General features: G+C 40.3%; 10 protein-coding genes. 5 read left to right on the top strand and 5 right to left on the bottom strand.

Features of this window, described 5'->3' with window-relative positions; genetic code table 11:
• The first annotated feature begins 74 nt into the window (after window positions 1-74).
• The 3 genes from M2419_RS25890 (at window position 75) to M2419_RS25880 (ending at window position 2,614) form a co-directional block, all read left to right on the top strand.
• Window positions 75-1,043, top strand: coding sequence for a polyprenyl synthetase family protein (locus tag M2419_RS25890; protein WP_153845695.1), 969 nt, complete (start codon window positions 75-77; stop codon window positions 1,041-1,043).
• A gap of 84 nt (window positions 1,044-1,127) precedes the next feature.
• Window positions 1,128-1,904, top strand: coding sequence for an amidohydrolase (locus tag M2419_RS25885; protein WP_046672799.1), 777 nt, complete (start codon window positions 1,128-1,130; stop codon window positions 1,902-1,904).
• Between the two features lie 266 nt (window positions 1,905-2,170).
• The gene (locus M2419_RS25880; RefSeq protein WP_046672798.1) at window positions 2,171-2,614 is read left to right on the top strand and encodes a MarR family winged helix-turn-helix transcriptional regulator; all 444 of its coding nucleotides are present in this window, start codon (window positions 2,171-2,173) and stop codon (window positions 2,612-2,614) included.
• A gap of 102 nt (window positions 2,615-2,716) precedes the next feature.
• Here the strand turns inward: M2419_RS25880 and M2419_RS25875 are convergent, their stop codons facing one another.
• The 4 genes from M2419_RS25875 to M2419_RS25860 all read right to left on the bottom strand — a co-directional run bounded on the left by M2419_RS25875 (window position 2,717) and on the right by M2419_RS25860 (window position 8,107).
• Complete coding sequence (locus tag M2419_RS25875) at window positions 2,717-4,273, bottom strand: FMN-binding glutamate synthase family protein (protein ID WP_153845694.1); 1,557 nt, start codon at window positions 4,271-4,273, stop codon at window positions 2,717-2,719.
• Between the two features lie 186 nt (window positions 4,274-4,459).
• Window positions 4,460-5,221, bottom strand: coding sequence for a Rossmann-like and DUF2520 domain-containing protein (locus tag M2419_RS25870; protein WP_153845693.1), 762 nt, complete (start codon window positions 5,219-5,221; stop codon window positions 4,460-4,462).
• Complete coding sequence (locus tag M2419_RS25865; RefSeq protein ID WP_153845692.1) at window positions 5,221-7,680, bottom strand: heme lyase CcmF/NrfE family subunit; 2,460 nt, start codon at window positions 7,678-7,680, stop codon at window positions 5,221-5,223. Before M2419_RS25865 ends, M2419_RS25870 begins: the two co-directional genes overlap by 1 nt.
• A gap of 19 nt (window positions 7,681-7,699) precedes the next feature.
• Window positions 7,700-8,107 carry a cytochrome c maturation protein CcmE gene (locus M2419_RS25860; protein WP_046672794.1) on the bottom strand — a complete coding sequence of 136 codons (408 nt, stop codon included), beginning with the start codon at window positions 8,105-8,107 and terminating at the stop codon, window positions 7,700-7,702.
• Window positions 8,108-8,493: 386 nt separating this feature from the next.
• Here M2419_RS25860 and M2419_RS25855 point away from each other — a divergent pair, with 386 nt between their 5' ends.
• The gene (locus tag M2419_RS25855; protein WP_153845691.1) at window positions 8,494-9,453 is read left to right on the top strand and encodes a lipid A deacylase LpxR family protein; all 960 of its coding nucleotides are present in this window, start codon (window positions 8,494-8,496) and stop codon (window positions 9,451-9,453) included.
• Window positions 9,454-9,541: 88 nt separating this feature from the next.
• Here M2419_RS25855 and M2419_RS25850 read toward each other — a convergent pair whose 3' ends face one another.
• Window positions 9,542-10,792, bottom strand: coding sequence for a dicarboxylate/amino acid:cation symporter (locus tag M2419_RS25850; RefSeq protein ID WP_259256004.1), 1,251 nt, complete (start codon window positions 10,790-10,792; stop codon window positions 9,542-9,544).
• Window positions 10,793-11,330: 538 nt separating this feature from the next.
• Between M2419_RS25850 and mnmD the strand changes: the two genes are divergently transcribed.
• The gene (gene mnmD / locus M2419_RS25845) at window positions 11,331-12,002 is read left to right on the top strand and encodes a tRNA (5-methylaminomethyl-2-thiouridine)(34)-methyltransferase MnmD (RefSeq protein ID WP_182330726.1); all 672 of its coding nucleotides are present in this window, start codon (window positions 11,331-11,333) and stop codon (window positions 12,000-12,002) included.
• Window positions 12,003-12,576: the final 574 nt, after the last annotated feature.

Raw genomic sequence — 12,576 nt, 5'->3', positions numbered from 1 at the left:
CTTCCTTTAAGGGCACAAAATTGCCATTTCTATATGATTATTGCTATATTCGCAAGATTCGATCGTAAAGATATATGCAACATTTACAACAACTCGTGATAGAGGCGATAGAGACAAGTCAATTTCCTGAAACACCATCAAATTTATATGATCCGATACGGTATATATTGACTTTGGGCGGAAAGAGGGTTCGACCAGTGCTGACATTGATGGCTGCCGAATTATTCGGCATGCAAGAGATGGATGAAATTATCCCTGCTGCCAAGGCAGTGGAGTTTTTTCATAACTTTTCACTGATCCACGATGATCTGATGGATAAGGCTCCTTTAAGAAGGGGTAAAACGACAGTTCACGAGAAGTGGGATGCTAATATTGCTATATTGTCTGGAGACGGCTTGTTGGTCAAAGCTTATGAGGAGATTTCAAAGTGTAACCCTATTTACCTGCCCGCAACCTTGAAAATTTTGAGTAAAGTGGCTATGGAAGTATGTGAGGGCCAGCAATTGGATATGGATTATGAGAGTCGGGATTCGCTGACAATGCCTGAATATCTTGAGATGATCCGTCTTAAAACTTCGGTGTTATTGGGCGGAGCGTTACAGTTGGGTGCTATTTTGTCTGGAGCAGATGAACAGCAACAGCAGCTGATCTACGATTTTGGAGAGAATGTCGGCTTAGCATTTCAATTACAGGACGATATCTTGGATGCCTATGGAGATCCAGATACCTTTGGAAAGATCGTTGGTGGTGATATCATGATCAATAAAAAAACCTTTTTATTGGTGAAGTTGATGGCGGTAATTTCGGACGACGATAAGACAGTCTTACAAGGCTTATTGGACACATCTATAGAGACTGCTCCATCAAAAGTAACAGATATGCTTGCCTTATACGAGAAGTATGAGATTAAAATTGCGGCCGACGAATTGAAAGATATCTATACACAACGGGCATTTGAAAAAATGGAAGCATTGAATGTACCAAATGATCGCAAAGAAGCGTTATTAGTGTTAGCAAATAACCTTTTGGTAAGACAGCAATAAGTATAAATTCTATTAAAATTCGTATCTTGCCTGTAAATGTTTTTTTTGTAAGAAAATAATTAAATAAATTTTTAGATTACGTTCATGGAGCCTTTAAAAATCACCGTATTTCAAGCATATTTATTCTGGGAAAATATCGAGAAGAATCTAAATAATCTTGCATTGAGACTTTCCTCATTGCGTGAGAAAACGGATGTTATTATTCTCCCCGAAATGTTTAATACGGGCTTCACGAATAATGTCGAGAAATGTGCAGAACCTGCAAATGGACCTACGACAAGATGGCTATTTGAAATGGCAAGCTCACTTAACTGTGTTGTTGCCGGTTCTTTGATTATCGAGGAAGGCGGAAAATACTATAATCGCTTTGTATGGATGTTTCCAGATGGTAAATATGTAAAATATGATAAACGTCATCTTTTCGGATTATCTAAAGAAAGCGAGTACTTCGAGCCAGGAAATGAACGTATCCTGGTGGATATCAAAGGATGGAAAATTTGCCCGATGATCTGTTATGACCTTAGATTCCCAGTCTGGTCTAAAAATCAAAACGGCGCCTATGATATTTTAGTGTATACAGCCAGTTGGCCAGACAAGCGCTCCGCACATTGGAGAGCCCTTATTCCAGCACGTGCAATAGAAAACCAAGCTTATGTTGTTGGGGTGAACCGGGTAGGGCATGATGGTAATGATATTTACTATTCTGGTGGCTCTATGTGTATATCGCCACTTGGTGATGTGGTGTATTATAAACCGGAAGATGAGGATTTATATACCTTTACCTTAAATCCGAACGACCTGTTGGAGGCACGTGAGAAATTTCCTTTCTTAAAAGATTCCGACTCTTTTACTATCGGATAACATCCTCTAAATTAGGTATAATTGCAAGCATTTATTTTGTTTGTATCCTTTTTATTTATTAAATTCAGTCTAGTATAAATCAAATTGTTATGATTTATCAACATCTACTTATGACATGTTGATAAAATTTTGTTTGAGACAGCTATATTAAAGCGTAATTTAGGCTAACTATTAGCCAAAATACGTTTAGCTTTTTCTCATATTGAATGAAAGACGACGTTTTATTATTAAAATAAGTTGCGTAAACAACCATAACCATTATTCATATGTTAGACCAAGATTTAGTATCACAAGAGTATTTTTATAATTTCCTAACGGGGAAATACTCAATTGCAGTTATGCGGAGATTACAACGTAATCTCAAGGAGGCCGGGTTAAACATTACTTCTGAACAATGGAGTATCATGTATAACCTGTGGGTAGAAGAGGGGCTTACCCAGCAGGAGCTTGCTGTTCGCACATTTCGAGATAAACCAAGTGTTACTCGATTAATTAATAATCTGGAACGGGTAAATTTGGTTATCCGCGTTAATGATAAAAACGACAGACGGTCCAATCTGATCTATTTAACAAAAATAGGACGAAAGATGAAGGATGAAGGAATGAAGCAGGCAAAAAATACTATTGAACAGGCCTTAGGAGGCTTGGCCGACGATCAAATTACCTTATCAAATACCATTTTGCATCGCGTATTGTTTAATTTGAAATAAAGATACTTAGTGGGGGTTATTTTATAAGGGAACTATCAGGGTATAAAAAAGGTCCCCTATGTTGAATACATAGGGGACCTTTTTTATATGAATTTCTAGCAGTTAATCTTCGAAAAGTTTGCTTTCGAAATCTGTGTGGCTATTGACCAATTTGCCTTCCGTTCCGAAATAGATTTCCTGAAAACTTAGTGTCCGGATAGCATCGACCTTACGATAGAATTTATCTGCCGATACATCCGAAAGTGTTTTGAAACCACAAGCCTCCATAATTTCGACTGTAGCACGTAATGTGTTGCGGTGGAACTGAGCGACCCGCACATATTTATCGTTTACGTCGAGTCCTTTGTATAAATGCGGCTGTTGCGTGGCAACCCCAACCGGACAGACGTCTTCATTACATTTAAGTGCCTGAATACAACCTAAAGCGAACATCATACCGCGAGCACTATAACATGCATCTGCGCCTAAGGCAATGACTTTCAATATATCGAAACCTGTTACAATACGGCTTGATACAATAACTTTAACATGTTTTTTTAAACCAAAAGCAATCAAGGTTTTCGTTACAAATGCCAATGCGTCGTATAGTGGCATCCCCAAGTTATCCGTAAACTCAAGTGGAGCAGCTCCCGTACCACCTTCTGATCCATCTACGGAGATAAAATCCGGGAAGATCTGCGTGTTTTGCATGGCATGACAGATATCGATAAACTCATGTTTATCGCCGATACAAATTTTGAAGCCGATAGGCTTCCCACCCGATAGCTCGCGCAGCTGTTGTATGAAGTGCATCATTTCAGTCGGCGAGGAGAAAGCGCTATGTGCTGGAGGCGACATCACATCTGTTCCTGGAATGACGTGACGAATAGCCGCAACCTCAGGGGTATTTTTTGCCGCTGGAAGAATACCTCCATGACCAGGTTTAGCGCCTTGCGAGAGTTTCAACTCGACCATCTTCACGTTTTCACGATTGGATTTTTCTCGGAAAAGCTCCGCGTCAAATTTTCCTTCCTGATTCCGACAGCCAAAATAACCTGTACCCACCTGCCAAATTAAATCACCACCGTTGTTGTGGTAGTCACTGATTCCCCCTTCACCGGTATTGTGTGCAAAGTTTTGAAGTGCAGCACCTTTATTTAATGCCGTTATCGCTGTTTTACTCAACGCACCATAACTCATTGCCGAGATGTTGAACACACTTAAGCTATAGGGCTTTTTACAGGCTGCATTTCCAACCGTGGTACGCATATCGTGGTTTTCGATATGGCAAGGGAAAACAGAGTGCGCAGCCCATTCATTTCCGACAGCCTGTGGATCCGTCTGCATACCAAATGCGACAGTTTCACGTTGATTTTTTGCACGTTGGTATACGATCGAACGTTGTCTTCTGTTGAAAGGACGTCCATCCATGTCTGATTCCCAAAAATATTGTCTCAACTCAGGACGAATAGATTCAAAAATATAACGGAAATATCCAACTAAGGGATAATTGCGTAGGATGGCATGTTTTGTCTGGAAACTATGATATAACGCAATCAATAGCAATGGAAATGGGATGATAAGCAGCCAAAACCAGCTTGATGTAAATATAAATCCAAATGATACAATGATTAAATTAATCACAATCATTATTGAAAGAATGAGTTTTCTAACTTCCATAGAAAATACGATTGTTTAGTTTTAATTCGCTATTTTAATGTTTAGCCCAACTGATAATTTTATTACTCAATTAGCATTCCAAAATGCGCTTTTGGACGAAGCAAATGTACTAAAGTTCCTGAAGTAAATGGATATATTTACCCTTTGGAGGTAAGTTTTGATAAGTTTATAACTGTTTCTAACAAACTATTTTCTTTTAGTAATCTCCTGCGACAAAAGTTGATAGATTTGCTGTAAATCTGGTTTATTGCTAATAAATTGCAAATGTTTTTGCATTGTTGTGCTGTCCTGTCGGATCGCTGGTCCTGTCTGAACTGTTATTGGAATATGATTTTGCACTTTTTCTGCCGTCTCCAGGATGATTGGTTTGATTAGATCAAAGGACAAGTCGTTTTCTGCTAAGAGCTCGTAGGCCATCTGATAAAGGATGTTAGTAAAATTGTTGACCATGACCGAGGCAAGGTGGATGGCTAAGCGCTGCTGGGAATTACAATAGATGCTCCGCGGTGCAAATGTCTGTGCTAACTGAAGTAGCGCGGCACTATTTTCATCCGTGTTACCTTCAACACAAAGCGGTACGGTCGAGAAATCGACTGCTTTATTTTTGGATAACGATTGTGGGGGATAGATGACTCCCGCATTTTTAAATCCAGCCAGGACAGAAAGATCGGTCGCTCCCGAACAATGAATAACAACACCTTTTATATCTTTTGGTAGCGCTTCTACTAGCGATACAATGGCCTGATCGGTAACGGCAATGAGGTAAAGATCGGCATGCAAGTCTAGTTCAGACAGTTGGTCAATTGCCACGCAATGAAGAGCAAAGGCCAATGCATCTGCATTGGCCTTTGTTTTACTGTAGATCTGAACGATATGGTGTCCTGTTTTTTGAAACTGTTGTCCAAAATGCGTAGCGGCATTACCGCTTCCTAAGATCACAATGTTCATTATTTAAGTGCTTTTCGTTTCTCCTCTTTATTTCTTCTCACAATGGACATAATAAAACCGATGGTCATGACAATCGTTCCACACCAGAAAAAGTTGATGTATGGGAATTTAATGGCTTTAAATACGACCCATTTCTTTTCTGGAAGCGGCTTTTGATAAACCATGATTTCCAGTTTATCCTTGTCAGGTTTAATTCCCGTAAATCTGAATTTAAGTCCTTGCTCGTTGACATCTTTATTGAAGTCATAAACGCCACCCTCTTTAATTAAGTAGATTGGTTGTACTTCATACTGTTTGTTGTCGGCCGAAAATACTTTTATTTTCAATCCAACCATGACATCACTAGGACCTTTTGGAATTTTCTCCAGGTGAGCCTCTTTGTTTAAGCCTTCAATGACATAATATCCATTGCGGTAGCGTAGGGTGTCACCGATATTTACCTGATAAGTCGCCGGTTCCTCATAGTCCTCGAAACCAGTTTTGTCTTCTGCCGGAACTTTAGCATGTGTTGCTTGACTTTCAGCTGCAGCTGCAGTAATCAGTGTATACACGTCATGCGTGACATAATGTTTGGTCGCTGGAGTACCAATCAAACCGCCCATTTTCGCGTTGTTTTGCGCAAAAGGTTGTAGCACAAAATGCTCCTTCACTTTACCTGTTTCTTCGTCGATCCGCTCGTATTTTATTTTATAAAACGTATTTGGAGCCACAATGCTATCGCCGATATAGGTAATTTTGTATTCCCCCATTTGTACAGGTTCACCTTCGGTCAAGAATAAGTTGTCGCCAGGTTTCTCTACCTTGTCAAATCCCGATACAGCAATGTAACCAGTGTTGTTGACCGAGATGACCTCGTTGGTTGCTGCAGCCACCATGGCACCGATAAGTAGTAATCCAAAGCCGATATGGGCTACCGAAGAGCCGGCCAGCTTCCATTTGCCTTTGACAGCATCACCCAATACGCGGATATTCGCCAAAATACAGAAAATACTTGCGAAGGTGATCAAAATATAGATCAGGTTGGTATAAGTCTTCGTAAAATAGACGACAGCAGCCGTTAGAATGAGAGACACAACCAACGATGCTACCGTGGAAGCCAAAAACTTGCGGCTATCGGTACGTTTGTATTTTAAGAATTGCGTAAATCCGGTTAAGATCATAACGATCACTGCAAAACCCGATTGCCACTTGTTATAATGTTGGATCGGATCCAAAGGTGGAGCTACCTTGGTGCCAAAGATCTTGTTGAACACTGGAATTGATGTTGAAGCGATGATCTGTGCACATGCGACAGTCAATACCAAGGCGCCAATAAACATCCAGAATTCTCTTGAATAGATATCCTCATCCTTTTCTGTGATGGGCATCTCTTTCTTTTTGACGGTAAGAAATACCACCATGATAGCCAAAAAGACAACATTGAATAAGATCAATTGTCCGCTCATTCCCAGATCGGTAAAGGAGTGCACAGAAGTCTCTCCAAGGACACCACTACGTGTCAGGTAAGATGCATAGATAACAAGTACAAAGCTGATCATCGCCAAAAATGTAGCGGTGAAGTAGGAGTGGCCTGAATTCTTGTACGCAATCATGACGTGAACAGCAGCAATCAAGGTAAACCAAGGAATAATTGATGCATTTTCTACCGGATCCCAGGCCCAGAAGCCACCGAAGTTAAGTGCTTCGTAAGCCCAGAATGAGCCCATGATAATACCTGCGCCTAAAATCATTACGGCAAATAAAGCCCAAGGAAGTGCTGCATTGATCCATTCTTTGTAACGTTTGGTCCAAAGAGCACCTGTTGCATAAGCAAAAGGAACAATCATCGACGCAAATCCAAGGAATAGTGTTGGTGGGTGAATCACCATCCAGTAATTTTGAAGCAAAGGGTTCAAACCATTACCGTCGGTGATGAGTGATAGATAGTTAGCTTCTCTAAAGATTGGAATATCCATTGCTTCACGCAATAGGATAAACGGAGAGCTACCGATACGCAGACCGAATATTTCCACACCAATAATCATGGAAGCTAAAAATGCTTGGCATAACATGACGAAAGTCATGACAGACGATTCCCAGCTTTTTGCTTTAAACAGCAAAACAGAACCTAATACTGTTTGCCAGAACATCCAGAGCCAAAAACTACCCTCCTGACCTTCCCAAAAACTGGAAATGATATAGTAGGTAGGTAGTGTCTTGGACGAGTGCGCCCAAGCATAATTATATTCAAAAAGATGATTGTATATAATATAAAATAAAGTTGCACCAATCGCCACTACGGAGACCGCATTAGCCCAAAAGGCAATACGTGCAATTTTTTTCCATGAATTCTCTTCAGGGTATTTTGTTGCAAAAAAGTAGCTGATACAAGATAGAAGTGCAGCACCAAAAGAAAGTACAATAAAGAATTGTCCGATCTGCCCTGGTAGCAGGTGCTCACCAACGTAATTAACGTCCATTGAAAATTGATTTTACGAATTAATTATTGAAAGCAGTAGCATTGATCTCGGTGACGACCGATTTATCGTTATATTTTGACGGACATTTCATCAATATCTTACTTGCCCTAAACACATTTCCGTCCATTTTTCCTGTCAATACAATTTGCTCTGAACGTTCAATATCTTGAGGTTTGGCGCCTCTAAAAATCACTTCACATTCTGTACCATCGTTGTCACGCATGAAAAACGAAAATTTGTTGGCGTCAGTTTTGGGATCATAATGAAGCGCTTTGTCTTTATTCAATTGACCTACCACATATAGTTCGGTTTTCTTTTCTTTAGCTTCGGTAAATGTCGAATAGGTACTTGAATCGGTATAGATAACAAGTATCATGGCAATTGCGACAGCAATGATAGCGATTAGAATAATTGAACTTTTTTTCATTTGTATTTACTTATTTTATAAGTGTTTGATCTCATCGTATAAAATGAGCTCGTTTCACCCGGTTTGTTTTTTCTTAACTATGAATAGCTGTTCCAATCTGCCAGATATCTTCCTGTTTTTTTAGAAAGATTATTACCCAAACCTGACAACGTTGTGCTCGCTAAAATCCCAAATTGATTACATTTGAGACCTAATCGAATGCAAAATTACAAATAGATTCGCTAAGAAAGGAATAATGCAACTTTTCCATATTATTTATATCTATTCTAAATAGTTTGAATTAATTGGAAAAATAAGCTAGATTCGAATGCTTTTGAATAATTTGAAGTGAAATTTGCTATTTTGGTTCTAATGATATCGCATGAATTTTACAATTGCCTGTTAATATGAGTGTTGCTTTGCGATTTTTAGGCCTCTTTTGGGCTGTTATATTCCCCTGCTTTTTTGTTTTTGGACAGGTTAAATTCCGTAATCAGGAAATTGCTATCCAAAATGACAATGACGTCTATCTACTGACCGGTCAGGATCGCTATTATACCAATGGTATCAATATCAACTATAGGATTGCGTTGCCAGGGAAACCGGATAGGCAGGCTTCAAATACGGTATTGGATTTTGAAATAGGCCAGCGGATTTACAATGGTATCAGTATCATTGACTATAGACGGCAGGAAAAAAAATACGATAGACCATTTGCAGGTTACCTCTATTTTAGTGCTGGAGTAACGCGGTTTTTACCGCACGATCAGGTTGTTGAGTTCAAGACTGAATTGGCGCAGATCGGCCCTAAATCCTACGGTGAAGAAGCACAGAAGTTTATCCATCATCTCTTTGGGATGTACGAGGCGACAGGTTGGGATACGCAGCTTGGAAATTCCTTTGGTATTGATTTAAGTGCAACCTATAAAAAAGGACTATATCGCAGTCAAAACCAGCAATTCGATGTGGGAATTATAGGTGAGGGGACCATTGGACTAAATAATACCAATATGGGGATTGCGGCCCCGCTTCGGTTGGGGAAGCTGAAATCCTATCAGGCGTCCACCTTTACACATGGGCATTTGACACAGGGAAGAGCAGACAATGATAGAGAATGGTATTTTGTCTATCAACCAAGCGTGTCTCGTATTTTTTACAGCGCAACGGTAGAAGGAGGAAGAGATAAAAATGATCCCATAGGCAAGTTATACACTATTCGGCCTTGGATGCTTAGTCACCGCATTGGTTTCAATTGGTCTAACCACAAGATCAATTACGGTATCAATTATATCTTCAATTCGAAAGAGCTCAAATCGGCGTTTCACCGGCATCAATATGGCGAGCTGTTTTTTGCCTACCGTTTTTGATCAGCCGGCCATAGGTAGGGCCTACATGGATCCGCTTGATAGGATCTTCGTTGGTCCACCGTTCAAATGTTTGTCGTTTGCAGCTTGTTTAACCTGGGGTTTCGGGAATAGGGTCGGCCAGTTTTTGCCCGATCAATCTGGTGGTGAGCATAGCGGCTACGGTGTCTCCAGTGGCATTGAGCATCGTTGCCAATGGGTCGACCAGGGTTGCTATAATCATAATGGAAGGGATCACCTCCGTTGGCATCTGATAAACCGATATGATCAGCATTTCTCCGATGTAGCCACCATTAGGAATTCCGCCGGCTACGATGCTCACCAGTAAAGTAATGCCAACCGCCATAATCAGATTGGCTGGATCAAAAAATTCCTTGCCACTTAATAAAAGCGCAATATAGATTTTAAAGATACAGGCGATCGCCGATCCATGCTTGTGCAATGTCGTGCCTAGGGGAATGACGACACTAGCGACGCTGTCCGGGATTCCAATTTGCTTGGCTGCAAGTAAGTTGGCCGGCATGGTGGCGAGGCTACTGCAGCTGCTCAATGCGGTCAAGGAAGGCAATATGTTATTTTGCCAATATCGTTTGACACCCTTTAGCCCGAATGCTAAAAAAGCGAATAAACTGAATACCGTAAAAAAATAGAAGATTCCAAAAAAGTAATATAGACCGATAGGTTTAGCATAAAAACCAAAGAGCTGAGGGCCTAATGTTCCAACCTGATAGGCAAAATATGCTCCCAAACCAATGGAAGCGAGGTTCATGACCATCACGAGCAGATTTCCCATCACAACATTGCCCGAGTTTATAAATTTACGGAAGGTCTCTGCAGATGCCCCTGATTTGCGCGTAGCAATGCCAACGAGGAACGAAAAGATGACAAAGGCCAGCATATTTTGTCGTGATAATAAACTTGAAAATTCGCTAACGGTTAAAAAGCGGACCATTTTTTCACCCCAAGAATCATGAACAACTGTTTCTATGATCTTGTTTGTTTGTTCAATAGCCAGTGGAGCATCTACTGGAAAGAGGTAAAGGAAGCAGATGCTTGACAGTCCGGCGACGACAATACCCAGTACAAATACGAACGACATCATACCGATGATCCTTCCCAGTACACTGTCGCCATCGATATTGGCAACAGATGAGGATATGGCAAAAAACACCAATGGTATAACGCTGACAAATAGGAGGTTTAGAAAAATGTCACCGATCGGTTTAAGATTGTTGACGATATGTGGAAAGAAGATGCCGATCAAACTTCCAATACTGATCCCAAGGAGTAGAAGTAAGATACTGCCGTAGTTCTGCACAAAAGTTTTTGTAGCGTATTTCATAGGTGTATGATTAGTTATTTCAAAAGGAGTTCATTCGCATGGAAGAACTGCTTATATTTTCTTTGTATTTGGTCACATTGAGAATATCCAATGCTGTTGTATTGCTTGCACTTGTTGGGTTTGGATATTTCATTAGGTTTTGTGAATATTTCGTATTTAGATTGCTAAAATAGTGTTTTTCTCGAATAGGTCTATTAAAACGAGCTGAATTTATGCGTGTTTGTTCATTTTTGTTTTACCTTGTAGAAAAAAGCCGCTTTTTTCTGCAAATGTCTAGGTGATTGCTTTGTATCTTTTCATTAAGGTATCAAAGAGCTTGCTATGCTCGGTTTATGATCTACAAAAGAGTTTCCGTCCGCTTTCACAGCTGTTGATGCTGTTGAAATCAGGAAGGTTTTGATACTCGAATTGGCTTTTTTATCTTTGGACAGTAGCAGTGATAAGTGTCATGGGTAAGGAATGCGCTATTTGTTTGGATTACTGTTTAGTTGTTTAGACTTAATGTGTGAAAATTGGAACTTAAAGTATTTGTATAAAAATGGAATTTGTAACGACAGGAGATGGCTCGAAAACGTTGTTTAATGCTGAAATAGGTGAATGTTATCATTCTAAACACGGTGCAGTACAGGAAAGCAGGCATGTTTTTATAAAAACAGGGCTTGACCACTATGTACAAACAACAGGGGCAACCGACGTCGGTATCCTAGAGGTTGGGTTCGGGACAGGCTTGAATTTTTTGCAAACAGCTGATTTTCTTAGGGATAAATCCGTTCAGGTGGAATATGTCGGGATAGAAGGATTTCCCTTGCCTTTGTCCACTATTGCTGAAACGGGCTATGAGGCGACGGTAGATCCGACTGTGTGGGCAAGCTATTTGAATGCATACGAGCAGGCATTGACGGAAAACGTACGGATTAACGAGTACTTAAAGCTTCATATTGACCATACCTTATTGATGAATTTCAAATCGGATCGCTTGTTTGACGTTGTTTATTTTGATGCCTTCGCAGCAGTGCATCAGCCTGAGATGTGGAATGATGTTGCCTTAGGACATATCGCGCAGTTTGTTAAACCTGATGGTGTTTTTGTGACTTATGCTATTACCGGAAATCTCAAGCGCAGTATGAAAGCATTGGGCTTTTCTATTGAAAAGGCGCCTGGTGCGCCTGGCAAACGTGAAATGCTGCGCGCGACAAAATCTCCTTTTTGAACACACTTGGTACAACATCGTTGATCAGATGACTAACGATGTTGTATATTTTCTAATAATCTCTTCGCATAATCTATTAATATTTGCGTTGGTCCTGAAAGTCCTAGTTGAGCGTGATTACCTACGAGCCATTCAATATGCGGTTAAATCTGTTTTTTGTTTTTAGGGATCAATAATAAATGCTACTTGCTAGTCCTAGACCATTTTGAAATTTGCAGAGGACTTTCGGTTGACTATTAAGTAAGGATCTATGATGAATTTGCTATGGACCAAGAACGTTCGATTCGAGGACCTTTCATATCTCTTTCGAGACATCTTCGTGTCTCGGCAAGGGTGTGTCCGTGGTGAGAGGGGGGAGTCCGAGTTACCCTCGGTGATAAGACTGTAGCAAAGCTGTCAGAAAATGCTCTTACCCGCTTGTAAGTATGAATAAGGCCCGATGAAGATTCGAATCATCGTCGAAGAAGAGTTGTACAAAACACGGACTTTTTGATGAAAAATAATAACCCGTAACACAGCGTTGATGCTACTTGGCGAATTTACAATCGGAGAATAAATAAAAACAAATATCCTC

This window comes from Sphingobacterium sp. BIGb0116, from assembly GCF_024808035.1.
Classification (GTDB): Bacteria; Bacteroidota; Bacteroidia; order Sphingobacteriales; family Sphingobacteriaceae; genus Sphingobacterium; species Sphingobacterium paramultivorum.
This window is presented reverse-complemented; position numbering and strand designations above follow the sequence as displayed.